This window comes from Elongatibacter sediminis (assembly GCF_037892215.1).
Classification (GTDB): Bacteria; Pseudomonadota; Gammaproteobacteria; order Xanthomonadales; family SZUA-36; genus Elongatibacter; species Elongatibacter sediminis.
Genome location: NZ_JAZHOG010000007.1, coordinates 178,975 through 204,144, shown reverse-complemented (window position 1 = coordinate 204,144; position 25,170 = coordinate 178,975). Strand labels below are relative to the sequence as shown.

Here is a 25,170-nt window from a genome sequence, read left to right as displayed (position 1 = left end):
AAATGGGGTCGATCCGGCAAAGCTAAAGTGCCCTGACACAGGATCGACTCGCCGGTTGGGCTACGCTAGAATTCAACCCATGGGACAGGATCTCGAATCCAGGAAAACACACGGCGTCGCGCTGGAAGAATCGCGGCCGGAGGTCAAGCTGCCTCCGATGTACCGGGTGATCCTGCTCAATGACGACTACACGCCGATGGACTTCGTCATCGAGATTCTCAAGCTGTTCTTCAACATGAGTCATGACCGGGCCACCCAGGTCATGCTGCACGTGCACACCCGGGGCAAGGGCGTGTGCGGTGTATTCACCTTTGAGATTGCCGAAACCAAGGTGGTGCAGGTCAACGAGTATTCGCGTCAACACGAGCATCCGTTGAAATGCACCATGGAGAAAGCCTGAAACCTTGATGCGCTTCGGACGGTCCTATTAAACAGGAAGCGGCCCGACCCGCTGCAGGGCGGTCCACACACGCAGCCACGAGGTAACGGAACATGTTCAGCAAGGAACTCGAGCTTTCCATCAGCAAGGCCTACCAGGAAGCGCGCGAAAGCCGGCACGAGTTCCTGACGGTCGAACACATGCTACTGGCGTTGCTCGACAACGCTTCCGCCCTCAGCATCCTGAGTGCCTGCGGCGCCGATGCCGCAGCGCTGGAAAAGGAAATCCGCAAGGTTCTGGAGGACACGGTACCCCTGCTCAAGGACGATGATTCGCGGGATACCCAGCCCACCATCGGGTTTCAGCGCGTTCTCCAGCGCGCCCTCTACCACGTGCAGTCCGCCGGTAAGGAGGAGGTCCTGGGGTCCAACGTCCTGGTGGCGATTTTCAGCGAAAAGGACTCGTACGCCTGCTACCTGCTGCATCGGCACGACATCACGCGTCTGGATGTCATCAATTTCATTTCCCATGGCATCAGCAAGATGACGGACGAAAAAGCCGCTGAAGCCGAGACGGCCACGGCCGAAACCGTCGAAGAAACCGCCGAGCGCAAGGCCACGGCGCTGGACCGCTATACCGCCAACCTCAACGAGCGCGCCCTGAACGACGAAATCGACCCGCTGATCGGACGGGCCCGCGAGGTCGAACGCACCGTTCAGGTACTGTGCCGGAGGCGCAAGAACAACCCGCTGTTCGTGGGTGAGGCGGGTGTCGGCAAAACCGCCATGGCCGAAGGTCTGGCCCTGCGCATCGTCAACGGCGAGGTACCGGAGATCCTGTCGGACGCGACCATTTACGCCCTCGACCTCGGTTCACTGCTGGCCGGCACCAAGTATCGGGGCGATTTCGAGAAGCGCCTCAAAGCCGTCATCGCCGAACTCAAGGCGGAACCCGGCGCCATCCTGTTCATCGATGAAATCCACACCATCATCGGCGCCGGCGCCGCGTCCGGCGGCGTGATGGACGCCTCCAACCTGATCAAGCCCGTGCTCGCTTCCGGCGAACTGCGCTGCATCGGTTCCACCACCTTCCAGGAATTCCGTGGCGTGTTCGAAAAAGACCGGGCACTGGCACGGCGCTTCCAGAAGATCGACATCACCGAACCCAGCGTGAGCGAGACCGTGGATATCCTGCGCGGCCTGAAATCGCGGTTCGAGGAGCATCACAACGTGCGCTACGCCGACGAAGCCCTGGTGGCGGCGGCGGAACTGTCGGCACGGCACATCAACGACCGCCATCTGCCGGACAAGGCCATCGACGTCATCGACGAAGCCGGTGCGCAGCAACGCCTGCGGCCGGAGGATGAACGCAAGGTAGACCTCGACGAACACGACATCGAAGACATCATCGCCCACATGGCGCGGATTCCGGCCAAACAGGTGTCCCGCTCCGATCGTGATGCACTGCGCAACCTGGAACGCGACCTGAAACTGGTGGTTTTCGGCCAGGACGAAGCCATCGACGCCTTGTCCGCCGCGATCAAGATGAGCCGCTCGGGCCTGGGTGATGAAGACAAACCCATCGGTTCCTTCCTGTTCGCCGGCCCCACCGGCGTGGGCAAGACCGAGGTCACCCGCCAACTGGCGCTGACCATGGGTATCGAGCTGATCCGCTTCGACATGTCGGAGTACATGGAAGCCCACTCGGTTTCACGCCTGGTAGGCGCGCCCCCCGGCTATGTCGGCTTCGACCGCGGCGGGCTGTTGACCGAAGCGGTGACCAAAACGCCGCACGCGGTGTTGCTGCTGGATGAAATCGAAAAGGCTCATCCGGACATCTTCAACATCCTGTTGCAGGTGATGGACCACGGCAAGCTCACCGACGCCAACGGCCGCGAAGCGGATTTCCGCAACGTGATCGTGGTGATGACGACCAACGCCGGCGCCCACGAAAGCGCCCGCCGTTCGATCGGATTCACCGACCAGGATCATTCCACCGATGCGATGGAGATCATTCGCAAGACCTTCGCACCCGAATTTCGCAACCGACTCGACAGCATCATCAACTTCCGGGCATTGGACTTGCCGGTGATCCTGATGGTGGTCGACAAATTCATCCTCGAACTCGAGGAACAGCTCGCCTTGCGCGGCGTGTCGATATCCGTGACCCGGGCGGCACGCGAATGGCTGGCGGAGCAGGGCTTCGACCCCAAGATGGGCGCCCGGCCGATGAAACGCGTGATTCAGGAACAGATCAAGCGCCCGCTGGCCGACGACCTGTTGTTCGGCGACCTGGCCGACGGCGGCGAAGTCCGGGTGGAAGCGCCGCGCGGCAAGTCCGACAAATTACTGATCAAGGTGATCGCAGGCGAAACCGGACCGAAGGCGCTTCCGGCCGCTACGGAGTAGGGCTACGCCACTCCGGTGGGTTCCTGGCAAATCGGGGGTTTCCGGACGCGAAGCCCGGTAACGCTTACTTGGTGCGGTAGGTAATGCGGCCCTTGGAGAGATCGTACGGGGTGAGTTCGACCTTGACCTTGTCACCGGTGAGAATGCGAATGTAGTGTTTGCGCATGCGCCCGGAGATGTGTGCGGTAACGATGTGCCCGTTCTCCAGCTCCACGCGAAACATGGTATTTGGCAGCGTTTCCAACACCACGCCGTCCATTTCAATAACGTCTTCTTTAGCCATCAGCTCCTGTCCCTCATCACGGAGCCGGTATTGTGCCACCGCAGGGGCCGAACGGAAACCCCGCGATGAGTTGACTTGTCGCCATATTGCCCTAAAATACGCTGCCTCACCGCGGGAATAGCTCAGTTGGTAGAGCACAACCTTGCCAAGGTTGGGGTCGCGAGTTCGAGTCTCGTTTCCCGCTCCAGAATACCGAAACCCGGTCCGGGCCCACGCCCCGACCGGGTTTTTTTATTTCAGGGGGCAAAGCCTGTTTTCCGGTCTGGAGTGCCCGAACGACTGAATACAGCCTGACCAGCGCCGAGTTCGGCCCGGCCAGGCGGTGGCTGCCCCCGTTCGCTGCCGGGGCGAACAGGCGCCACGCGGTAGGTGCGAAAACCGGCATGTGGTATGGTTTACAACGATTTCCTTGGACACGGAAGGTCGGGAAATGCCCACAGTCGGTAATAACACCCCGGATCGCCGAGATTCCGCCGACCGCGGATCGGACGACACCAACGCCGTCCTGAGCCAGCGGCGCCGTATGTTGCGCGACAGCGCCGGCCTGCTCGGTGCCGTCGGGTTGGCCGGATTCGGCGCCTCGTCTCTGGCGGCCGCGGCGATCCAGTCCACGCCTGAGAACCCCGCGCTGGCCGGGCTGAAACCCCTTTACCGACGTGAGTCCGGACCCGAATCGCCCGCCGCGGCCGAAGCGCCTGCGACTTCTCCGACGCCCGATCCCGCGGTACGTGCACTGCGCCGGCTCACCTTCGGCTACCGGCCAGAAGATCTCACCGCCTTCCAGGCGCTGGGCGCCAACTTCGACGACCGGCTGCAAACCTGGGTGAACGACCAACTGGCAGGCTACAGCGCCACCTGGCCGCCGCCCAACGACCCCCAGCTCAGCGCCTACCTCAACGATTCGGCCACCAATTTCGAGACCCTGGACGATTCACTGGCCACGCTGTGGCAGGAGCGGGTGGTCGCCGCGCCGCCGTGGCCGCAGTATCTCTATCCGCTGATCGAAACCCAATACCTCGCCTTCGCCCGGGCCATGTACAGCCAATGGCAACTGGCCGAGGTGCTGGCGGACTTCTGGCACACCCATTTCAGCGTGGACGGGGGCAAGTTCGAAGTCTCGCCGGTGTTCGTGCATTACGACCGCGACGTCATCCGACCCCACATGCTGGGCAATTTCCGGGCGATGCTGGAAGCCGTGACGAAAAGCACGGCAATGATGTACTACCTCGACAACGTGTGGAACTCGCGCTACGGTCCGAACGAGAACTACGCCCGCGAAGTGCAGGAACTGCACACCCTGGGCGCGGTGAATTCCTGGGGCTTCACCGCCGAAGGCGACATCCCGGACGCCACGCCCATGGCGGGCTCATCCACGGTACTGCCCACCGGCCTCAAGGCCGGGTATTCCGAGCGCGACGTGGTGGCCGTCACGCGCTGCCTGACAGGCTGGACCATCAGCAATCCATACTCCGACGGCGCCAACACCGGGGAATACATTTACTACCCCGACTGGCACGACACCAATCCCAAGCGCGTGCTGGGTATCGACATCACCGCCAACGGGGAAGCCGAGACGGGCGAGGTCCTCGACCTGCTGGCCATGCACCCCAGCACCGCCCGGTACGTGTGCGAAAAACTGTGCCGCAGGCTGATCGCCGACGAACCGCCGCCATCCATCGTCGAGCAGGCCGCGGTGGTGTTCAACGACCAGTGGCAGGCGCCGGACCAGCTTGAACAGGTGGTCCGCACCATTTTGCTTTCTGCCGAATTCAAGGACGCGGCCTACTGGGGCGAGAAGACCAAGCGTCCGTTCGAACTGGTTGCCGGCACGCTGCGCAGTTGCGGCGGCCCCGACGAGCACCTGGTGCGGCCCGATCCCTTTGGCGACTGGGCCAACAACCTCGCCAAAGGCCAGAACTACAAGTTCAGCCAGGACCTTTACTGGCTGATGTCACAAACCGGACACCTGCCTTATACCTGGGTCACGCCGGACGGATTTCCCGACGTCCGGCCGGCCTGGCTGGGCAGCACGCCGTTGATCATGACCTGGCGAGTGCTGAACTTGCTGTTTCTGAACGGGGTACCCAATGACCTCGGCAACCCCTACGGAGACTGGCACGAGTACTTTCCGGTGGACGCGACGGCAACGACCAAGGCTGCACTGGCGGTGAACGACCGTACCGCGGCGAATATCGTCGACTTCTGGGTGAATCGGATACTGGGCTACGACAGCACCCAGCCGGCCACGCCCCAACTCGACGCCACCGTTCACGATCACCTGGTGGATTTCATGCAGCAGGACGCGGCCAGCCCGGACACCCCCCTGGACCTGGATGCGTCCGGCTGGAGCTCCAACCCCTGGTCGGGCTACGTTCCACAACGGCTGCAGGCGCTGGTGGCCGCAATCGCGATGCTGCCGGACAATCTCAGGCGCTAACGGGCAGGGAGCGAACCGAATGAAACGCAGGCAATTTCTGAAATCCGGGCCCCTGAGCGCGGCTGCCCTGGGCGCCTTTGCCAGCCGGGCCGAGGCGGCTCCGGCCTACAACGAGGAGATCCTGGTCCACATTTTCCTGCGCGGTGGCATCGACGGCGCCAATCTCGTGGTTCCGCTGGACGCCAACGATCACGAATACTACTCGGTGATGCGACCCAGCCTGGGCATACCCGACACCGGGCCCGGCAGCGCGTTGCCGATCGGGAGCGAACCGTTCGGCTTCAATCCGGTGACGGCTCCATTACTGGACCTGTACAACGCCGGAAATCTGGCCATCGTGCAGGCGGTGGGCACACCCGACGACATCGCCTCGCGCAGCCATTTTGACGCGGAAAAGTACATCGAACTGGGCACCCCGGGACTGGTCGGTACACCCACCGGCTGGTTGCACCGTCATTTTGACGCCATGGCCACGACCCTGGGCCAGTACCCGCCCGAGATCTTTCTGCCGATTATCGCGTTCCGCAACAATCCCCCGGTCAGCCTGCTGGGCTCAACCTCGGCGCTGACCGTAAACTCGCCGTCCGACTTCAAACTCGACAACGCGTTCTGGCGCTGGAGTGCTGGCGAGCCCGAAGACGGTTACATGCAGCTCGACATGCTGCCCGACATTTACAGCATCGCCACGGACGAGTTCAGCGAAGCCGGCGCCCAGGCGCTGGCGGCGGAGGCCCTGCTGCGGCTGAACTTCGATCCGGAATACACCGGCAGTGGCAGCCTGGCCTACGGCGACAACACCATTGGCCAGCGCCTGAGCGATATCGCCCAGCTCATCAAACTGGACCTGGGCGCGCGCATCTTCACGGTCGACTACCACAATTTCGACAGTCATACGAACCAGGACAATCCCGACAATTACGACACTCTTCTGGCCCAGCTCGCGGCTGCCCTGGCGGCGTTTCTGAACGACTTGCAGCAGAGTGGTGGCAGCTACGCACAGCGCACCACCGTCGTCCTGCAAAGCGAGTTTGGCCGGCGCCTGTACCAGAACGTCTCCAACGGCACCGACCACGGCAACGGAAACCTGATGCTGGTGCTGGGTGACCAGGTCAATGGTGGCGCGATCTACGGCAACTGGCCGGGACTGTATCCAGGCACCGCGGACGGTTTCGTGACTTACCCCAATCCCAAGAACGGTTCCACCGAACCGGAATTGTTCCAGGGCGCGCTGGCCACCACCACCGATTTCCGGCGCGTGTTGAGCGAGTACCTGGATGTCCGCTGCGAACACACCACGCAAACCCTGGCCAACGTGTTCCCCGGTTATTCGGGTTACACACCGATGGGCATTTTCCAGCCACTCGCGCCTCCGCCGGAAACCATTTTCGGGCACGGGTTCGAAACCTGAACACCGATGTTTGAGCGACTGCTGTCGTCGACCGCGGCATTTCTGTTACTCACCGTTGCGCCACCGGTGGCGGCGGTGACGGTCGTTGTCCTCGAACCGGCTCAGGACAACTCGCTGTACGAAACCGCCCCGGATACCGAAGACACCGTCAACGAACGGAGCAATGGAGCCGGCAGCTTTCTGTTCGCGGGCCGGACCGGGTTCGACGCCGGATTCAAGCGCCGGCGCGCCTTGCTTCGATTCGACCTGTCGGCCATCCCGTCCGGCTCGGTAATCCACAGCGTTGAACTCTCCCTGTATCAGTCGAAGGCCGCGCCGGGCAGCCCGCCGGCTGATATGGGCGTGCATCGTGTAGAGCAGGCCTGGGGTGAAGCGGGATCGGATGCGATCGGGCCCGAAGGGCAGGGCGATTTTCCCGCCCTGGGCGATGCCACCTGGCATCGGCGGTTTTACCCGATCGTCAACTGGGACACGCCGGGCGGGACCTGGGCCGCCTCCGCCTCCGCCGTCACCACGGTCGGACAGACCAACGGCAGGTACAGTTGGGCGTGCACGTCCGCTCTGCTGGACGACGTTCGCCACTGGCACGACCAGCCGGGAGCGAACTTCGGCTGGATCGTCATCGGCGGCGAGGAAGGGGGACAAAGCGCTCACCGGTTCAATAGCCGGGAGCATTCGGAAACTGCTGAACGACCGCAGCTGCGCCTGGTGTACAGCACCGCCGAAGAGGTATTTTCGGACGGTTTCGAAACGCGCCCCTCCTGCGATTGACCGCCCCCGATACCGGGCTTGCCCCGCACCTGCGATTGCAAACCCTATTGCGGCACGGTCGCGGGGCGCCGGCCGAGCTGCTTCAGGCGCGCGACCTCTGCGCCGTCACCCAGTTCTTCCCAGCGTTGCAGTGCTATCGGCACATTGGCTTCCCGCAGCAGGCGATCGTGAAATGCCTTCAGGTCGAAATCCTCACCCGCCGTTTCTCGCCACGCCGCCACGAAGGCCGCGACCTGGCCGGCACCGGCGAAAGCCGCCGCGCCGCTGCCGGGATTCGAGGCCATCGCGATCGCCAGCGTGCCCGCGGTGGATCGGTCCATCGGCACCTCCCGCTGCAGTCGTTCGACGGCGGCCGCCAGCGACAGATCACCGTTTGACAGGCCGACATCCACAACAGCCTGAAGGGCTCGAAGCCTGAGGAGGCGATACAGCCAGGGACGCACTTGCGGGCTGTAATCCCACAAACCGGCCGAATGGACGACATCTTCGAACCAGGCCGCGATGCCGGGGCTGGTGGCGAAATCCATGGCATATCGCCGGATCGGGTCCGGGTGAGAGGCGGTGAGATGCCGCTGCAGGCGCCATCCGGGCACGACATCGCCGACCAGACGCAGCCGGGGATCGCGCCACGCCAGGTCATCGAAAAAGGGCGCTTTGCCGTCTGTCGTTCCCGGGCCGCCGGGTAGCAGGAACCAGAGGGTGTTGTCACCGGCCCCGCCGCCCGCGCCATACGGCATGCCGGGCACCTTCCCCCACGGCGCCAGCGCCGCGAGAGTGGCGGGCACTGCATGGACCACGCTGGCGGGAAAGTCCGCCGGCACCGTGAGCAATTCGTGCGCTGCCAGAAACGCACGCAGCTCACGCTCCTGCTGGCCGGTGATATGGATAAACGCTTCGGGCGAGGGCATCGGGGCGGCGGGCGGAACGTCGCGATGGCGGTGGCGATCCAGCACGCTGGTGGCGCCCTGGCGGTCGAGGGCCCGTTCCGCCGCGTCGGCCATGGCCTGCGGCGTCTCCGGCATCAGCGCCACGTTGGCGAGATACCACTGGTAGGCTTCCCGGCCGATGGCCGGGTCCGGGTTCATGCCGGCGAGCTGTTGCTGCAGCCAGCGCCGGTAGTCAGCCAATGCCAGTCCGGCATCGGCGAGCGCCGGCACCAGCGGATCAGCCGCGGCCTGGTCCGACTCGCTGTCGGCGCCCCCGGTCTCAGCGATGGCCGCGCCCCAGGCAGCGAGCCGGGACTCGATGTCGACCAGGCGCTCGACGGCGGCCACCGCCAACGGCCGGACCGGTTCGGTGAGGTTTTCGCGGGCATGCAGCAGGGTCTCACCAAAATGCTGCAGCCGGAGCAGCAAGACCTCGCGGGCCGCCGCTTCGTCGAGCGCGCCCGGCAATCCCAGCGGCAGAATACTGCCCAGGGTCTGGTCCACGTAGAACAGCGGATCACGGTGCGGCCGGCGCAGCGCGTCCAGTTCCCAGCCGACCTGTTTGATGGCGGCGGCCAGCAGGCGGGCATCCACATCGTCGGCGCGGCTGTAACCGCCGTGATCGAGCCCGGCCAGGCGGTCGAGGAAATCGCGATACATTGCGCGATACACCGCCAGATCCGAGGGCGACCACGCGGGCAGCCAATCCGCGGGACGGGGCAGGGCACTTGCACCGTACAGAACCACCGGACGCTGACCCGCCCGCCACTCGAAAAACGCGGCTGCGAGTTTTTGCAGGTCGGCGTTGAGCTCCGGCACGCGGGCTTCAGCCAACTCGCCTGCAGCAGGTCCGTGCGTCTCCTCAATCAGCGGCCGGGCGTCCGGCGAAGCGGAAGCGGCCGGCACTTCGGTTCCAGTTTCGGCGAAGGCGCGACTCGGCCCGGACAGTGCCATGACCGAGGCCATGAATGGACCCAGGGTCAGGGTAAGGGCCAGGTTTCGGGCCGGGGTTCGGGCCGGGCGGGGCAACCGGGGCAGGCCGACGAATCGGGCCGCCGCCACAACGACAGACCGGGCCCGGGACAGGTTCACAGGAAAATCCGTGGAGAGTGCCGCACAAGTTTCACGCACGGGTGCAGGCAGCGGGAACCGGGCGGCGGGTGCGGACATCGGCAGGCTCTGGGCGGCGACGGAATCAAGCCCCTTTGTACCGCAGTCCCGGCGCAAAGTGAATGATCGGTTGGCATTGGTGTGTTCTCGGTTTGAACGGGGACCGGATTGGAACGTCATGGCCGAATAATATAAGGTAGCAATCAATTACTAACTTGCCTGCATGGAGCCTGATATGTCGAGTCGTCCCCACCTGCCCGCGCAGGAACGCCGCGAACTGACCGTTCGCGCGGTTATTGATCTTTGCGGCCAGCAGGATCCGGCCAACCTGACGACAGCCGCCATTGCGAAACACATGAATCTGACCCAGGGTGCGCTGTTCCGCCACTTTCCGAGCAAGGATGCGATCTGGGAAGCCGTGGCCCATTGGGTTTCCGAACGCCTGATGGCACGCCTGGACTCGGCGGTGGATCCAACCGGCGGCCCGCTGGATGCGCTCGAGCGTATGTTCATGACCCACATTGAATTTATCACCAGGCACCCCGGTGTACCCCGTCTGATGCTGGGACAACTGCAGCATGAAGAAGTCACGCCGGCCCAACGTGTGGTCGACGCCATGTTCAAACGCTACCGCGATCGCCTGATGGCGATACTGGCCGATTCGGACGAGTCGGGCGAACTCGCCGATGGACTCGACCGTGAAGCGGCTGCCACCGCATTCATTGGCGCGGTGCAGGGACTGGTCATTCAATCAATGGTCGTCGGAGACGTCGGACTGGTCCGCGTGATGGCGCCCCGGGTTTTCGCGCTTTACCGCCGGGGAATCGCGGCTTCGGGTACGCAAGCCGGGTGAGTTTTTCTTCCGGGGGTTGGAATTGGATCCCGGGTCAGGCCCGGGATGACGAGGGGAGAACAGGGCGCTGGAGTGTGGTGGTGGATCCCGGACCAGGCCCGGGATGACGAGGGGAGAACAGGGCGCTGGAGTGTGGTGGTGGATCCCGGGTCAGGCCCGGGATGACGAGGGGAGAACAGGGCGCTGGATTGTGGTGGTGGATCCCGGGTCAGGCCCGGGATGACGGGCGCGAGGCGGGGCGTCGGGGCAGTCGAGCACGACGGAGTACGGGGTCAATGTAATCAGAACCACTTGCAAAAGGTTTTATGGCTGATAAGATAGTAACTACTTACTCACTTTTCATTGGGGAAGGCTTTGCCCACTGATTAGAGCCTGAACCGGCCTGCGGGGCGGCCATCGCCGCCAAACGGGGGCATCGAGCACAAACGCACGTTGGCCACCGACGCATTTGTCATTTGCCGTAGCGCTGCACGGCAAGGAGTCAACATGGCACAACTCAGTACACGTGATGTTTGGTTGCGGGTCGTTTCCGTATTTGCGATCGGCTTCGGCCTGCTGACGCTCAAGGAAGGGGGCTCTGTTCTGTTCATCGACGGGCCAGCGCGTGCCGCGGCCGGCAACTATGTACCGTTTGTACTGTGGTTCAATTTCCTGGCCGGCTTTGCCTACGTTATTGCCGGTGCGGGGCTGTGGATGCGCCGGCACTGGGGTTTTTTATGGGCGACCGTTATTGCCGCTGCTACGGCATTGACCTTCGCCGCCTTCGGACTGCATGTGGCCTCTGGCGGTGCTTTTGAGCAGCGCACGGTTATCGCCATGAGTTTACGCACCGTGGTGTGGATCATCATTGCAGTCATTTCCTGGCGGCAGCTGGGTAAAGCGTTGCCCAATTTGGAGCCTGTGCGATGAAGAGCCGGATGATGGTCGAGGGCAGGGCGCGCCCGATCCTGCTGGTTGTGGCCATTGCCGTGGTCGTGGCCGGTCTGCTGCTGGGGCGCCTGTTGCCGGAACAGCAGGATGATGGTGTGCTGCGTTTGTACGGCAGTGTCGATATCCGCGAAGTGGAACTGTCTTTCCGCCAGCCCGGACGCCTGGTGAGCATGGCTTTCGATGAAGGCGACGCCGTGGCTGCCGGCCAGGTGGTGGCACAACTCGACGCCCAGCCCTATCGCGACCGCCTGGCCGCGGCCCGGGCCGAACGTGCCGCGGCCCAGGCCGAGCTGGACAAGCTGCGCAGCGGGAATCGGCCGCAAGAAGTTGCCCAGGCACAGGAAGCGGTGAAGCAGGCCCAGGCACGCCATCTCGACGCCGACCGCAATTTCAAGCGCCAGCATGCGCTGCTCGAATCGGGCGCCAGCAGCCAGCGTACCGTGGATGCCGCGCGTGCCGCGCGTGACGAGGCGGCAGCCAGACTGTCGTCCGCCCGGGCGGCCTTGTCATTGGCCGAAGTCGGCTTCCGCAGTGAGGATATCGCCGCCGGACAAGCCCGGCTGGCCGCCGCCGAGGCCGCGCTGGCCCTGGCGCGTACCGCGCTGGCCGATACCGAACTCACTGCGCCGACCGATGCCACCGTGCTCGCGCGGGTGCGTGAACCGGGCAGCATGGTGGCCAGCAGTACGCCGGTCTACACCCTGAGTCTGCGCGACCCGGTTTATGTACGCGCCTATGTCAGCGAGCCCGATCTCGGCCGTATCGAACCGGGTGCGCAGGTGCGTGTCCACACGGATTCTTCGAACCAGATCTATCACGGCCAGGTCGGGTTCATCTCGCCGCGGGCCGAGTTCACCCCGAAGACCGTGGAAACCGTTGATTTACGCACCGACCTCGTCTACCGGCTGCGCGTGGTGGTTGACGATGCCGATCAGGGTCTGCGCCAGGGCATGCCGGTCACGGTCGAAATCGATGCCCGCCCGGCGGACCACGAAATAGCCGCCGCGCAGTGAAATGAGTACGAATGACGCCAGCGGTGCCCGGAACGATGCTCCGGACAGGTCCGCCGGCAATGCCGCGGCTGTCGTCATCGACGGCGTTGCCAAACGCTTCGGTGACGTCGAGGCCCTGCGCGGCTTCAGTGCGAACATTCAGTACGGCCGCCTGACTGGCCTGGTCGGTCCCGACGGCGCCGGTAAAACCACCCTGATGCGCATCATGACGGGCTTGCTGGTGCCCAACGCCGGACGCGTTACGCTGGCCGGTTTCGATGTGGTCGAGGACAACGATGCCATCCACCTGGCCAGTGGCTACATGCCGCAGCGTTTCGGGCTCTATGAAGACCTTTCGGTGATGGAGAACATGCGTCTGTACGCGCAACTTCGCGGCCTGGGTGTCGATCAGCACGAGGGGCTGTTCGAGAGCCTGCTCGACTTCACCCGCCTGGGACCCTTTACCAACCGACTGGCCGGCAAGCTATCCGGCGGCATGAAACAGAAACTGGGACTGGCCTGCGCGCTGATGGCCAGGCCCGAGGTGCTGCTGCTCGATGAGCCCAGCGTCGGTGTCGATCCGGTCAGCCGTCAGGACCTGTGGCGCATGGTGCAGGAACTCACCGACGACGGCATGGCCGTGGTCTGGTCGACCGCTTACCTGGACGAGGCCGAACGCTGCGAGAGCGTGCTGTTACTCAATGAAGGCAAGCTCGAATACGATGGTCCGCCGCAGGAACTCACCGATCGCATCAGTCAGCGCAGTTTCCGCCTGGAGCAGGTCGGCGAGGCACGCCGCGCGGTGCTGTCACGCACCCTGGATCTGGCCAGTGTGGGCGACGGCGTCATCCAGGGCGATGCCGTGCGCGTGGTGCTGCGCGCCGGGGCCGGGCGTGACGAAATCGATGCGCTTGCCAGCCAGGTCGGTGCCAGGCTCGAGTCCGTGCAGCCGCGCTTCGAAGACGCCTTTATCGATTTGCTCGGCGGCGGACCGGGTGGCACATCGGCGCTGGCCGAGCGCATCGAGCCGGTCAATCTCGATTCAGATATCGCCGTTTCCTGCCGCGACCTGACCAAACGTTTTGGCGACTTCACCGCCACTGACAGCGTCAGTTTCAATGTACAAAAGGGCGAGATTTTCGGTCTGCTCGGCCCCAACGGCGCCGGCAAATCCACCACCTTCAAGATGCTCTGCGGGCTGCTGAAACCGACCGCAGGCGAGGCCCATGTGGTCGGGCTCGATCTGCGCCTCGCCACGGGTTCGGCCAAAAGCCAACTCGGCTACATGGCGCAGAAGTTTTCCCTTTACGGGCTGCTGTCGGTGCGCCAGAACCTCGAGTTGTTCTCCGGAGTGTACGGGTTGGAAGGGCGTGTCCGGCGACGTCGGATCGACGAAATGGTCGAGGCCTTCGATCTCGAGCGCTACCTGGGCACCTCACCCGACTCGCTGCCGCTGGGCTACAAGCAACGCCTGGCGCTGGCCTGCGCGCTGATGCACCGGCCGCCGGTATTGTTTCTCGACGAGCCGACCAGCGGGGTCGATCCGGTCACCCGGCGCGAGTTCTGGACCCACATCAACGGTCTGGCACGCAAGGGCGTGACGATCATGGTCACCACCCACTTCATGGACGAGGCCGAGTATTGCGATCGCGTGGCGATGATGTACCGTGCCAGGCTGATCGCGCTGGACACACCCGACGCACTCAAGCGCGGAGCCCGCAACGCAGAACGCCCCGACCCGACGATGGAGGATGCGTTTATCCACCTGATCGAAGCGGCGCAACTCGACGACGAGGCGCGTGCCCGTGGCACGGCGGCCGCATGAAGCCCGGTAACACCGAACTTCGAGCCGAGCCCTCGCCCCCGGAGCGGGTCAGCCGCAGGTTTGACTGGCGGCGCCTGATCGCGCTGGTGCGCAAGGAAAGCCTGCAGGCGATTCGTGATCCATCCACCATCCTGATTGCCTTCGTGCTGCCCGTGGTGCTGTTGTTCCTGTTCGCTTACGCGGTATCGCTGGACGTGCGCGAAGTGCGCGTCGGCGTGGTCCTGGAATCCGACGCCGCCGCGGCACAATCACTGGCCGCAGCGTTCGCCGGCACCCGTTATCTGCAAGTGACCCCGGCGCGCGACCGGCGCGAAGTGATCGATCAAATCGTCGCCGGCAAGCTGCGCGGCTTTGTCGTCATTCCACAGGATTTCGAGCGCCGGTTGAGCGCCGGCAAAGCCCAGCCGCTGGTGCAGGTCATTACCGACGGCTCACTGCCCAATACCGCCAATTTCGTGTCCAATTACGCCCAGGGTGTCGTCCAGACCTGGGCTGCGGGCCGTGGCAAAACCATGCCGACACCGGCGATTTCCCTGGAACCGCGCTACTGGTTCAACGCCGAACTTGAAAGCCGTCGTTCGCTGGTACCCGGCGCCATCGCCATCGTCATGACCATCATCGGAACCATGCTGACCGCGTTGGTGGTCGCGCGCGAATGGGAACGCGGCACGATGGAGGCGGTGCTGTCGACGCCGGCTTCGGTCGTCGAGATCCTGATCGGTAAACTGCTGCCTTATTTTGCCCTGGGCATGATCGCCACACTCGGCTCGGCCGCGCTCGCTATCGGGGTATTCAATGTCCCGCTGCGCGGCTCACTGCTGGCGTTGATGACGCTGTCGGCCGTGTTCCTGATTCCCGCACTGGGCCAGGGCCTGCTGATTTCATCGGTCACGAAAAACCAGTTTCTCGCCTCCCAGATTGCGCTGTTTTCGGGATTCCTGCCGTCGTTTCTGCTGTCCGGTTTTCTGTTCGAGATCGACGCCATGCCCCAATGGATTCAGGCGATCACCTATGTGATCCCGGCCCGCTACTTTGTCTCCTCGCTGCAGACGGTGTTTCTGGCCGGCGACGTCTGGGCGGTGTTTGTGCCGAACCTGGCGGCCATGGCGGCGATTGGCGTGGTTTTCTTTGCCATCGCCCGCAGTAAAACCCGCAAGAACCTGGAGGCTTGAGTGATGCGCCGCCTGTTCAGGACATTGACCAGCGCCCGCCTGCGGGCGCAGATCGTCAAGGAGTTACTCAGCATTCTGCGCGACCCGCGCAGCCGCCTGGTGGTGTTTGCGCCGCCGTTGATGCAGCTTCTGATATTCACTTTCGCTGCCACTCTCGAAGTGCGCAATGCCGAAATCGCCGTCTACGATCGCGATGCCGGACGCTGGTCGCACGAGGTTGTAGCCCGTATCGGCGCTGCCGACTTCGTCAAGCGCTTGCACACGGCGCACAGTCCCGACGAGTTGCGCCGGCTGATCGACGAGCGCCAGGTGATCGCCGCAATCGACTTCGCGCCGGACTTCTCGCGCGCGATTGCCGCGGGGGAACCGGCCACCGCGCAAGTCATCGTCGACGGCCGGCGCAGCAATGCCGGACAGATCACCGTCGGCTACCTCAACACCATCGTCGCCGAGGTCGGCGCCACCGCCAGGCCAGACCTGCAGATCGCCTCCCCGGTCAGTATCCGCCACTGGTTCAATCCCAACCTGACCTATCGCTGGTTCGTGGTTCCGGCACTGTCTGGCATTCTGATGTTTTTCAGTGCATTGATGATTACCTCGTTGTCGATTGCACGCGAGCGCGAGTTGGGCACTTTCGACCAGCTTCTGGTCTCACCGACCACGACACTGGAAATCATCGTCGCCAAGGCTGTTCCGGCGCTCGCCATCGGCGCTGCGCTGGGGTTGATGATGATCTCGGCCGCGGCGTTCATCTTCCGGGTGCCGTTCACGGGTTCATTCGTGATGCTGCTACCCAGTCTGCTGCTGTTTATCCTGTCCGTGGTGGGCATCGGGCTGATGATTTCATCGATTTCGGCCACCCAGCAGCAGGCCATCCTCGGCAGTTTCGCCATCGGCGTGCCGGCGGTGCTGATGTCGGGCTTCGCCACGCCGGTGGAAAACATGCCGACGGTGCTGCAGTGGCTGGCTGAGGCGATCCCGCTCAAGCATTTCCTGATCATCGTGGTCGGCACGTTCCTGAAGGCCATGCCGCCGGCCGACATCATCGCCAACACCTGGCCGCTGGGGATAATCGCCCTCGTGTCGCTGACGATGGCATCGTGGTTCGTGCGCGGCCGCCTGCAATGAAGCTGGAAAACACCATGAAGAAACTGCCATGACAACATTCCCGGACAGACGAAACCTGGCACTTACCGCAATGGCCAGAACGCTGACGCCCACAATCGCTGCGCTGCTGCTGGGCGCCTGCGCGGTTGGCCCCGATTACCGCGAACCACCGCCGGTCGATACCGGTAGCGGCTGGTCGCAGCCATCCGATGACACCCCGGCGGCGGTCGATTTGTCGGCCTGGTGGACATCACTGGGTGACCCGGCCCTGAACCGGCTGGTCACCACAGCGCTGGCCGACAATCTCGACGTGCGCCAGGCGCGCTGGCGGATCGCCGAGGCGCGCGCGCTGCGTGATCATGCAGCGGGGGGTTATGCGCCTGTCCTCGATGCACAAGGCAATGTGACCCGACGCCGGCAAAGTGAAAACGGCCCGCTGCCGATCAACAACATTCCCGGCATCGAGCGGGACCAGACGATCTACGAAGCAGGCTTCGACGCGGCCTGGGAGATCGACCTGTTTGGCGCAAACCAACGCACAATCGAAGGTGCCGAAGCCCGGGTGCAGGCCGAGCTGGCTGGCGCCGGGGACGTGCGCATCAGCATAGCCGCCGAGGTCGCGCGCAGCTATCTCACGTTCAGAGGCGCACAGCGCGAACTGGCCGTGCGCCAGGCTTCGGTGGCGACCTTGCAGCAGACGGCGGAACTGGTGCAAAAGCGTTTCGAGGTGGGCGATGCCGCCCGGGCCGATGTCGACACCGCGCTGGCACGCCTGGCCGTCGCGACGGCAGGGCTGCCCCGAATCAAGGCGCGTCAGCGCGCCGCCGTGCTGGGGCTGGGCGTGCTGCTCGGCACACCACCGGAGCGCGAACTGGCGCTGCTTGAAACCACCACACCACAGATCGTTCTGGCCCCGATTCCGGTCGGGGAACGCGCGGATGTGCTGCGCCGCCGGCCCGATGTGCGCGCGGCCGAACGGCGTTTGGCGGCCAGCAGCGCCGACATCGGTGTGGCCACCGCCGAGCTTTTCCCGAAACTGTCCATTGGGGCCGGTGGCGGTTTCCAATCGCTGGATTCCGGCCAACTGTTCGACTCCGGCAGCCAGACTTTTTCGATCACACCGCTGATCTCCTGGCGCGTATTCGACGGCGGGCGCGTGCGCGCCCGAATTCGTGCCAGCGAAGCCCGGCAGCAGCAGGCGGCACTGGCTTACGAGCAAGCCGTGCTGAGCGCTCTGGGCGACGCCGAACGCGCACTCAGCGACTACCGGCACGGCCTCGAAGCCGTGGAAAGCCGGCACACGGCCGTGGAAGCCGCCCGGCGCAGCCATGCCCATGCACAGGCGCGCTTCGATATCGGCGACATCACACTGACCGAACTGCTGGCCGAAGAGCGGGTCCTGCTCGAGGCGGAGGATGCCCACGCTCGTGCCCAGACAACGGCCGCCACCGACCTGGTTGCCTTGTACAAGGCGCTGGGCGGCGGCTGGAACGCGCCCGACCCGCATGACGAAGCCGCCGGCACGGCACAAAACCCGGCACCCGCGGCAGAGCAGGGCGATGCGTAAGCAAAGGCAGCCGCGTTCATCGCAAGGACACACGCGGAACTGCCTGAACGACCTGATCGACACACAGGGTTTCGCCATCATCGACGGCGCGCTCGCCACCGAACTCGAACGCCACGGCGCCGATCTGGACGATCCCCTGTGGTCGGCCCGCTGCCTGATGGAAGCGCCCGAACTCATCACCCGGGTCCATCGCGACTACCTGGAAGCGGGTGCCGACATCATTTTGTCCGCAACCTACCAGGCCAGCGAAGCCGGGTTCCGCTCACGTGGCTTGAAGCCTGGGGAGGCCCGCGATCTGATGCGTCTGGGCGTGCGCCTGGCCCGGGACGAACGCGATCGCCACCTGCGCCGGACCACCCGTTTGAACGCACGTCCCCGCCCACTGGTTGCGGCATCCCTGGGACCTTACGGCGCCTGTCAGCACGACGGTTCGGAATACCACGGCCGCTACCCGGCCAGTTGGCGCGAAGTGCAGGCATTTCATGCGGCCCGGCTGGACGTGCTGGCGGACAGTGGCGCCGACCTGCTGGCCTTCGAAACCATCCCCTCGCGCCCGGAAGCCGAGGGTATTGCCGATCTCCTGGCCGCACAGGACGGCCCGCCCGCCTGGGTCAGTTTCAGTTGCCGCAACGACGTGGAAGTCAGTCACGGTGAACCGCTGGCAGAATGCCTGGCGGCACTGGACCACCATCCGCGCATCGTCGCCGCCGGCATCAACTGCACCGCGCCCCGCCACCTGGGTCCCTTGCTGCAATCGGTCGCCGGCAGCGAACTGACCTTGATCGTGTATCCCAACAGCGGGGAGACCTGGGTTTCCGGCGAGAATCGCTGGCGCGGCGAGGGCAACGCGGATTTCGATGTCGAAGGCTGGTACCGCGCCGGCGCCCGCGCCATCGGGGGATGCTGCCGGACCGGCCCGGACCAGATACGGCAGATTCGCGCCGCACTGACCCGGGCAGCCGAGCTTTCCGGTCCACCCGGCCGCCACGGTTGAGGCCTGCGCCCGGAGCCGCGCGCGGCGGGTCCCGCCGGCATGGCAATGCCGCAGGGTTAATAGTAGAATGTCGCGCTCGCAACGCGACCGGAACCGAGTTCATGGGCTAGGTGGCAGAGTGGTTATGCAGCGGCCTGCAAAGCCGTGTACGCCGGTTCGATTCCGACCCTAGCCTCCATTCATTTCCGGACGAGACGCGCCAATGACCGACCCCTGCCTGGCAGGGGTTTGTCGTTTCTGGCTCCCGACCCGACACCCGCAGCCCCCGCCATGAACCGAATGCGATAGCCGGGGCAGGGCGGTACAATGAGCGCGCTCCGCGCAGCCCGGGTGGCGAAACTGGTAGACGCAAGGGACTTAAAATCCCTCGACCGAAAGGTCATGCGGGTTCGACTCCCGCCCCGGGCACCATGTTTCCTGCGCCTGACGGCTTGGAACCCTGGCGCCCGAAGCGGAAATCACCCGGCATTAACCGGAGTGGAATGACTGGATGCCGCACTTCGAATCCGGTGACCGCAGCGATATTTTCGCAAGGCGCTCCGCGGATTCGGGTTCGACTCCCGCCCCGGGCACCATGTTTCCTGCGCCTGACGGCTTGGCTCAAATTGAGTTGGAGACCATGACGACTGACCCATCCGATCCGTTTAACCGGTCCCTGCAGCAAGCCACGACCCACCTGCAGCAGGGCAAGGTCAACGAAGCCCTGGACCTGTTGCGCGAACTGCTGCGCGAGCAACCCGAGAACGTCGTGGTTCTGCATTTGCTGGGGATCGCCCAGCGCCGCGGCGGCATGCTGGACCAGGCCGTTCAGTTGCAGGAGTCGATTCTGCGCAAGGAACCGGAGTTTGCCGCAGCCTTCCAGGAGCTCGGCATCTGCCACAGTACCGCGGGGCGGTCGGATGAGGCCATTGCGGCGTTTCGACGCGCCACCGAAATCGACGCCCGCATGGTCAACAGCTGGAAATACCTGGGCGATTTGCTCCTGGCCCAGGGCGATATCGACGCCGCCTTCGAAGCCTACGCGCAATGCCCTGTCGAAGGGGACCAGGATCCGGTGCTGGAGCGCGCACGTGAAATGCTCCGGGCCAACCAGCCCGGGCAGGCCGACCAGATTCTGCGTGCCTTCCTCAAGCGACATGGTCAGGATGCACGGGCGCTCTACCTGCTGGCCCAGGTCGCAATCCGTATCGGCGCGGTAACCGATGCGATGGATCTGCTCGAGTCGGTACTGGACGCCGCACCGGGTCACACCCAGGCCCGGTTCGAATACGTCAATCTGCTGTCGCGGCGCCAACGGTATCCGGAAGCCCTCGCGGCGGCAGAGACCCTGATCGAGGCCGCACCCGACCAGGTTCCGTTCCATTTGCTCAAGGCCGCCTTGCTCGACCGCACCGGCCAGTACCCGGCAGCCGCCGAAATTTTACGCACTCTGCTCGATAACAATCCCGGCCAGGCCCACGTGTGGACCGGTCTTTCCACGTTGCAGCGCACCATGGGCCAGCAGCCGGAGGCCATCACCTCCCTGCACAAGGCCATCGATGTGCAACCGGATCGTGGTGAAGCCTGGTACCTGCTCGCGGATCTGAAGGTATACCGGTTCAGCGACGCACAGGTACAGGCCATGAGCCGGTCCCTGGAACACGCTGCGGCCGGATCGGAAGACGAGGTTTTCTACAGTTTCGCCCTGGGCCGCGCCTTCGAGGACCGCTCGGACTGGACCGCCGCATTTGAGCATTACGAACGCGGCAACCGTGCACAAAAGCGCCGATCGCGCTTCGACCTTGAACATCATCTGACCACGCTGAACAGCCTGCGGAGCGTTACCAACGCCGACTTTCTGCGCAGCCGCATGGCGACAGCACAGGCCGATGCGGATGAAGCCGTCCCCGTGTTCATCGTCGGCCTGCCACGCTCCGGGTCGACTCTGGTCGAACAGGTCATCACGGCCCACAGCCAGGTTGACGGCACCATGGAGCTGCCCATTCTGGCCACCCTGGTCAAAGAGTTGAACTACCGCCAACGCAAGGCAAACCGGTCCGCCTGGCCGCAGGCCCTGACGGAACTGGATGAAGCGGATTTCCGGGAGATTGGCCGCGAATATCTGGAGCGTTCCCGTATCCTGCGCGGCGATCAGCCGTTCTTTGTCGACAAGATGCCCAACAACTTCGAGTACGCCGCCTTGATTCGCCTGGCATTGCCGCGGGCACGCATCATCGATGTGCGGCGCGAACCGATGGCCAATGGCTTCAGTGCCTTCCGGCAGCTGTTCCTCGCCGGTCAGGAATGGAGTTACGATCTGGCGGATATCGGACGTTATTACCGTGCGTACGAGCGCCTCATGACGCATTGGGACGCGGTGCTGCCGGGCTATATTCATCGTATTGACTACGAAGCGCTGATCGAAGACCCCAGGCCCGAAATCGAGCGCCTGCTGGCCTGCCTGGCGCTGGAAGTCGAACCGGCCTGCTTCGAGCCGCACCGCAATTCACGGCCGGTGCGAACCGCCAGCTCAGAGCAGGTCCGACAACCCATGTACCGCGACGCCCTGACGCACTGGAAGCATTTCGAATCACAGCTCGAGCCGTTGCGGGCAGCGCTGGCCGCATCCGAGGAATAAGGCATGTGAATCCGGCGATGCCGGTGGAGCAGGGCGCTCCGGTTACAGGATACTCTTGCCCATGGCCGACAGGATCAGTTCGAGCGTTCGTTCGGCACTGATATTGCGGTCGTCCAGAAACGGGTTGAGCTCCACGACCTCGAGCGACGACATGCGTCCGTCGTCCGCCACGTATTCCAGCAACAGGTGCGCCTCGCGGAAACTGACGCCACCGGGGACCAGCGTTCCGGATCCGGGAATGACCGTCGGATCACAACCGTCCACATCGAAGCTGACATGAAACCCACCCGTGTCACGATTGACGACGTCCAGAGCCTCGGCCGCGATGCTGGCCATGCCCCTCTCGTCAATCTCCCGCATGGTGTACGCGTGAATGCCCGATTCGCGAATGATGCGCCGCTCACCGGCGTCGATATCACGGATTCCGATCAACGCCACATTTTCCGGCTTCACCTTGGGGCTGAAACCCATGATGTTCTTCAGGTCCTCATCGCCTTTGCCGAGAATGTGGGCAAGCGGCATGCCGTGAATGTTGCCGGACGGTGAAACGCCCGGGATATTCATGTCGCCATGGGCATCGAACCAGATCAGCCCCAGGCTTTCGCCACGATCTCTGAAATGGCTGGAAACGCCGGCAATCGTACCCATTGCAATGGAATGGTCTCCACCAATAATCAATGGAAATTCATTGGCTTCGAGTATCAACTTGACCTTGCTTGCCAGGTCTTGACAGACCTTCAGAATCTGCGGTTTGAATCGAGCCTTGCGATCTTCGGTACTGCGCGTTTCCATGGCTGGCGCGGGAATGTCGCTTTCCCTCTCCACCCGATAACCGAGGCGGCGCAACGCATCCCCGAGACCGGCGATGCGCAGCGCGGAGGGCCCCATGTCGGTGCCGCGGCGGCTGGCCCCCAGGTCCAGCGGGACACCCACGATATTGACGGTCTTGTCGGTACGTTCATCCATGTTGAATCCCAACGCGTGCGAGCTGAATGCCCGGCAAAGAGTTTAGCCTGTCTGCCGGGAAGTCTTCCAACCGGCCGGGACAGGACGGCGCCAGGCCAACAAAAAATGCGACACGCCAGTTAAACTACTGGCTGACGAAACGGTCTATCATGACCTGCGGGGCAGGGCAGTCCCGTCTTCAAACCGGGTTGAGAAATGAACCACAATGAATCCATCAGCCTGGTCGCCCAGGTCATCCAGCTGGCCGTCGCGCCCGTGTTTTTGCTCGCCGGGATCGGCGCGCTGCTTTCCATGCTGTCCATTCGCCTGGGTCGTGTGGTCGATCGGGCACGCTTGCTGGAATCCCAGATTCCGAAAATGGAATCCAGCGAAGCCGCCCACATGCAGACACAAGCCCGCACGTGCTGGCGGCGAATTCGGCTGATTTACTGGGCCATACGCCTGGCGGTTTGCTCGGCCTTACTCATCTGCCTGGTCGTCATCTGCCTGTTTATTGGCGATTGGATCGACGCCGGACTGGGCGTCGTGATCGCCTCACTGTTCGTGGGCGCGATGACTCTGATCAGCGCAGCGCTGCTGTGCCTGTTGATCGAGGTGTCCATCTCCACACGGCGTATGCGGCAAAGCCTGGAACACCACCTGACGTAAGCCCACGCCCGGCAGGTTCGGCCAGATCGTGGCGAACAGTCGTTGTACGGTCGACCACCTTGGCGTGTCGTGTGTTTTCTGGTGCGGTTTCCCGATACGTGCTCTGAGCGAGAGGCCGAATTGCTCCTCAAAGCCGGGCGCCCCGATAGGGCTGTCCGGAAGGTCGAATCCGGCTTCTTTCATCCATTATTTAACATAATATACATTATACGCATATTCATCAGGGGGCAGAGCCCCAGGGGCTCACACAGGTCTGCACGGCTGAGCGTCCGGTCGATCCCCTCTCTGAGATGCATGAGCGCCCCAGACACGCTCCCGGCTACATGTGATTGCCCAAGAAGAATCATTCTCGTTCCGTAGGTGTCCCGACCTGTTCCGAAGACGTACGTAAACACCCCTGGGTCCCATTTATCCCGGCCCGGACGAACTACCCACGCAATTCGAAAATCCGGCTAGACGGGAAACAAAGGTCACCAGTCCTTTCGTGGGTGTCCAGGACTTGCTCTTTCGTGGGTGTCCAGGACTTGCTCGTTCCGCGGGTGTCCAGGACTTGTTTCTTCTGGGTGTCCAGAAGTTGCCAAGAGAACGTGGGTGTCCAGAAGTTGGAGAGCTGGATGGATTGAGTGTTCTTATAACATCGAAAAAGTGCGATTTATGGTCTTTTATATTTGTATTTCCGATAAAATATGGCTTATGGATACTGAATTGGCTCGCACGTTTCTCGCCGTCGTGGCTGCCGGCAACTTCGTCAAGGCGGCCGACCGGCTGTTCATCACGCAATCCACCGTCAGTTCCCGGATTCGTTCACTCGAGGAATTGCTCGGCTGCCGCCTGTTTCTCCGCAATAAAGCCGGCGCGACCCTGACCCCGGCGGGACGGCAATTCCAGCGGCATGCCCTCAACCTGCTGCGGACCGTCGAACAGGCGCGCCAGGCAGTGGGTGTGCCGGCTGGATTTCGTGCTTCTCTTACGGTCGGAGCGCGTATTGGAATCTGGGAAGACCTGTTGCAGCGGTGGCTGCCGCGCATGCGCGAATCGCTGCCCGATATCGCCATCGTTGCCGAAATCGGCTTTGAGGATGACCTGACCATGGGTCTGGTCGACGGCCACATCGATATCGCGGCGATGTACGCCCCCCAAAGCCGGCCGGGCCTGATCGTGGAACCGCTGCTCAACGAGGAGCTGATCCTGGTACAGACCGAACCCTGCCCCCGCGAGTCCGTACTCGACTCCCGTTACGTCCACGTGGACTGGGGCCCCGAGTTCCTCGCGCGTCACAGCGCCCGTTTTCCGGAATCGGCTGGAGCGGCCATCAAGGTCAATATCGGATTACTGGGGCTGCAGCACATACTCAAGAATGGCGGTTCGGGTTATTTTCCACGGCGCCTGGTGGCCAACCATCTCTCCCTCGGTCTGTTGCACCGGGTGCCCGATGCACCGTCGTTCACCCTGCCCGCCTTCATTGTTTATCCGAGCGAACACGATCCCGAGGTGTTCGGTCCGGCCCTGAATCTGATCCGTGAAATTGTGGCCAGGGTATGAATCGCGATTTTTTCGCTTAAAAACGAAATTTTCGATATCAACACCCATTTTTTATCGCTTGACCCATGTGTTTGCCCCCTTTACATTGATCTCATCGAATGGTGATCCGGCAATGGATTCACACTGGTCCCCGGCCTCGCCCCGCCCCTTCGGCAGTTACCCGGTTCTGCCCTTGGTCGTTATGCACCATGTCCTTCCGGTGGTGTTCTCGACTCGGTAGCCGCAGGGCGCGGCG

19 protein-coding genes and 3 tRNA genes are annotated in these 25,170 nt (G+C 63.4%); 19 read left to right on the top strand and 3 right to left on the bottom strand.

Annotation, left to right across the window (positions count from 1 at the left end; translation table 11 throughout):
- Positions 1 to 79: 79 nt before the first annotated feature.
- On the top strand, positions 80 to 400 hold the full coding sequence (gene clpS / locus V3330_RS11985) for an ATP-dependent Clp protease adapter ClpS (protein ID WP_354695659.1): 321 nt from the start codon (positions 80 to 82) through the stop codon (positions 398 to 400).
- 92 nt (positions 401 to 492) lie between these two features.
- On the top strand, positions 493 to 2,787 hold the full coding sequence (gene clpA, locus V3330_RS11980; RefSeq protein WP_354695658.1) for an ATP-dependent Clp protease ATP-binding subunit ClpA: 2,295 nt from the start codon (positions 493 to 495) through the stop codon (positions 2,785 to 2,787).
- Between the two features lie 64 nt (positions 2,788 to 2,851).
- Here the strand turns inward: clpA and infA are convergent, their stop codons facing one another.
- On the bottom strand, positions 2,852 to 3,070 hold the full coding sequence (gene infA / locus V3330_RS11975; protein WP_354695657.1) for a translation initiation factor IF-1: 219 nt from the start codon (positions 3,068 to 3,070) through the stop codon (positions 2,852 to 2,854).
- Between the two features lie 111 nt (positions 3,071 to 3,181).
- On the opposite strand from infA, the gene V3330_RS11970 reads away from it, so the two are divergent.
- The 4 genes from V3330_RS11970 to V3330_RS11955 all read left to right on the top strand — a co-directional run bounded on the left by V3330_RS11970 (position 3,182) and on the right by V3330_RS11955 (position 7,686).
- Positions 3,182 to 3,257 (top strand) — tRNA-Gly (locus tag V3330_RS11970).
- Positions 3,258 to 3,500: 243 nt separating this feature from the next.
- Positions 3,501 to 5,507: a DUF1800 domain-containing protein gene (locus V3330_RS11965; protein WP_354695656.1), complete on the top strand. Its 2,007-nt coding sequence runs from the start codon at positions 3,501 to 3,503 to the stop codon at positions 5,505 to 5,507.
- 19 nt (positions 5,508 to 5,526) lie between these two features.
- Positions 5,527 to 6,915: a DUF1501 domain-containing protein gene (locus tag V3330_RS11960; protein ID WP_354695655.1), complete on the top strand. Its 1,389-nt coding sequence runs from the start codon at positions 5,527 to 5,529 to the stop codon at positions 6,913 to 6,915.
- A gap of 6 nt (positions 6,916 to 6,921) precedes the next feature.
- Positions 6,922 to 7,686: a DNRLRE domain-containing protein gene (locus V3330_RS11955; protein ID WP_354695654.1), complete on the top strand. Its 765-nt coding sequence runs from the start codon at positions 6,922 to 6,924 to the stop codon at positions 7,684 to 7,686.
- Between the two features lie 44 nt (positions 7,687 to 7,730).
- Here the strand turns inward: V3330_RS11955 and V3330_RS11950 are convergent, their stop codons facing one another.
- Positions 7,731 to 9,704, bottom strand: coding sequence for a DUF885 family protein (locus tag V3330_RS11950; protein ID WP_354695653.1), 1,974 nt, complete (start codon positions 9,702 to 9,704; stop codon positions 7,731 to 7,733).
- A gap of 253 nt (positions 9,705 to 9,957) precedes the next feature.
- Here V3330_RS11950 and V3330_RS11945 point away from each other — a divergent pair, with 253 nt between their 5' ends.
- The 11 genes from V3330_RS11945 (at position 9,958) to V3330_RS11895 (ending at position 21,779) form a co-directional block, all read left to right on the top strand.
- Entirely contained in the window at positions 9,958 to 10,575 is a 618-nt protein-coding gene (locus tag V3330_RS11945) for a TetR/AcrR family transcriptional regulator (protein ID WP_354695652.1), read from the top strand.
- A 486-nt stretch (positions 10,576 to 11,061) separates the two neighbouring features.
- On the top strand, positions 11,062 to 11,484 hold the full coding sequence (locus tag V3330_RS11940; RefSeq protein ID WP_354695651.1) for a hypothetical protein: 423 nt from the start codon (positions 11,062 to 11,064) through the stop codon (positions 11,482 to 11,484).
- Positions 11,481 to 12,518, top strand: coding sequence for a secretion protein HlyD (gene hlyD / locus V3330_RS11935; RefSeq protein WP_354695650.1), 1,038 nt, complete (start codon positions 11,481 to 11,483; stop codon positions 12,516 to 12,518). Before V3330_RS11940 ends, hlyD begins: the two co-directional genes overlap by 4 nt.
- A 1-nt stretch (position 12,519) precedes the next feature.
- Positions 12,520 to 14,322, top strand: a complete 1,803-nt coding sequence (locus V3330_RS11930) for an ATP-binding cassette domain-containing protein (protein WP_354695649.1) — start codon at positions 12,520 to 12,522, stop codon at positions 14,320 to 14,322.
- Positions 14,319 to 15,494 carry an ABC transporter permease gene (locus tag V3330_RS11925; RefSeq protein ID WP_354695648.1) on the top strand — a complete coding sequence of 392 codons (1,176 nt, stop codon included), beginning with the start codon at positions 14,319 to 14,321 and terminating at the stop codon, positions 15,492 to 15,494. The genes V3330_RS11930 and V3330_RS11925 overlap by 4 nt, the downstream gene beginning before the upstream one ends.
- A gap of 3 nt (positions 15,495 to 15,497) precedes the next feature.
- Entirely contained in the window at positions 15,498 to 16,622 is a 1,125-nt protein-coding gene (locus V3330_RS11920) for an ABC transporter permease (RefSeq protein WP_354695647.1), read from the top strand.
- 70 nt (positions 16,623 to 16,692) lie between these two features.
- A complete protein-coding gene (locus tag V3330_RS11915) occupies positions 16,693 to 18,168 on the top strand; it encodes an efflux transporter outer membrane subunit (protein WP_354695646.1) in 1,476 nt (491 codons plus the stop codon).
- A complete protein-coding gene (gene mmuM / locus V3330_RS11910) occupies positions 18,161 to 19,162 on the top strand; it encodes a homocysteine S-methyltransferase (protein ID WP_354695645.1) in 1,002 nt (333 codons plus the stop codon). Before V3330_RS11915 ends, mmuM begins: the two co-directional genes overlap by 8 nt.
- 104 nt (positions 19,163 to 19,266) lie before the next feature.
- Positions 19,267 to 19,340 (top strand) — tRNA-Cys (locus V3330_RS11905).
- A 146-nt stretch (positions 19,341 to 19,486) separates the two neighbouring features.
- Positions 19,487 to 19,573 (top strand) — tRNA-Leu (locus tag V3330_RS11900).
- A 208-nt stretch (positions 19,574 to 19,781) separates the two neighbouring features.
- Entirely contained in the window at positions 19,782 to 21,779 is a 1,998-nt protein-coding gene (locus V3330_RS11895) for a tetratricopeptide repeat-containing sulfotransferase family protein (RefSeq protein ID WP_354695644.1), read from the top strand.
- 42 nt (positions 21,780 to 21,821) lie between these two features.
- On the opposite strand, the gene rocF is transcribed toward V3330_RS11895, so the two are convergent.
- On the bottom strand, positions 21,822 to 22,745 hold the full coding sequence (gene rocF / locus V3330_RS11890) for an arginase (protein WP_354695643.1): 924 nt from the start codon (positions 22,743 to 22,745) through the stop codon (positions 21,822 to 21,824).
- 195 nt (positions 22,746 to 22,940) lie between these two features.
- On the opposite strand from rocF, the gene V3330_RS11885 reads away from it, so the two are divergent.
- Positions 22,941 to 23,393 (top strand): DUF2721 domain-containing protein, encoded by a 453-nt coding sequence (locus V3330_RS11885; protein WP_354695642.1) that lies wholly within the window; start codon positions 22,941 to 22,943, stop codon positions 23,391 to 23,393.
- Between the two features lie 693 nt (positions 23,394 to 24,086).
- Positions 24,087 to 24,935 (top strand): LysR family transcriptional regulator, encoded by an 849-nt coding sequence (locus V3330_RS11880; RefSeq protein WP_354695641.1) that lies wholly within the window; start codon positions 24,087 to 24,089, stop codon positions 24,933 to 24,935.
- Positions 24,936 to 25,170 lie beyond the last annotated feature (235 nt).

Bases quoted from the DNA above. Each gene is read 5' to 3' on its own strand.
- V3330_RS11930 (WP_354695649.1), top strand. From the start codon at position 12,520: ATGAGTACGAATGACGCCAGCGGTGCCCGGAACGATGCTCCGGACAGG.
- clpS (WP_354695659.1), top strand. From the start codon at position 80: ATGGGACAGGATCTCGAATCCAGGAAAACACACGGCGTCGCGCTGGAA.
- infA (WP_354695657.1), bottom strand. From the start codon at position 3,070: ATGGCTAAAGAAGACGTTATTGAAATGGACGGCGTGGTGTTGGAAACG.
- V3330_RS11880 (WP_354695641.1), top strand. From the start codon at position 24,087: ATGGATACTGAATTGGCTCGCACGTTTCTCGCCGTCGTGGCTGCCGGC.
- rocF (WP_354695643.1), bottom strand. From the start codon at position 22,745: ATGGATGAACGTACCGACAAGACCGTCAATATCGTGGGTGTCCCGCTG.
- V3330_RS11965 (WP_354695656.1), top strand. From the start codon at position 3,501: ATGCCCACAGTCGGTAATAACACCCCGGATCGCCGAGATTCCGCCGAC.
- V3330_RS11895 (WP_354695644.1), top strand. From the start codon at position 19,782: ATGACGACTGACCCATCCGATCCGTTTAACCGGTCCCTGCAGCAAGCC.
- V3330_RS11945 (WP_354695652.1), top strand. From the start codon at position 9,958: ATGTCGAGTCGTCCCCACCTGCCCGCGCAGGAACGCCGCGAACTGACC.
- clpA (WP_354695658.1), top strand. From the start codon at position 493: ATGTTCAGCAAGGAACTCGAGCTTTCCATCAGCAAGGCCTACCAGGAA.
- V3330_RS11940 (WP_354695651.1), top strand. From the start codon at position 11,062: ATGGCACAACTCAGTACACGTGATGTTTGGTTGCGGGTCGTTTCCGTA.
- V3330_RS11920 (WP_354695647.1), top strand. From the start codon at position 15,498: ATGCGCCGCCTGTTCAGGACATTGACCAGCGCCCGCCTGCGGGCGCAG.
- V3330_RS11925 (WP_354695648.1), top strand. From the start codon at position 14,319: ATGAAGCCCGGTAACACCGAACTTCGAGCCGAGCCCTCGCCCCCGGAG.
- V3330_RS11960 (WP_354695655.1), top strand. From the start codon at position 5,527: ATGAAACGCAGGCAATTTCTGAAATCCGGGCCCCTGAGCGCGGCTGCC.
- V3330_RS11955 (WP_354695654.1), top strand. From the start codon at position 6,922: ATGTTTGAGCGACTGCTGTCGTCGACCGCGGCATTTCTGTTACTCACC.
- mmuM (WP_354695645.1), top strand. From the start codon at position 18,161: ATGCGTAAGCAAAGGCAGCCGCGTTCATCGCAAGGACACACGCGGAAC.
- hlyD (WP_354695650.1), top strand. From the start codon at position 11,481: ATGAAGAGCCGGATGATGGTCGAGGGCAGGGCGCGCCCGATCCTGCTG.
- V3330_RS11885 (WP_354695642.1), top strand. From the start codon at position 22,941: ATGAACCACAATGAATCCATCAGCCTGGTCGCCCAGGTCATCCAGCTG.
- V3330_RS11915 (WP_354695646.1), top strand. From the start codon at position 16,693: ATGGCCAGAACGCTGACGCCCACAATCGCTGCGCTGCTGCTGGGCGCC.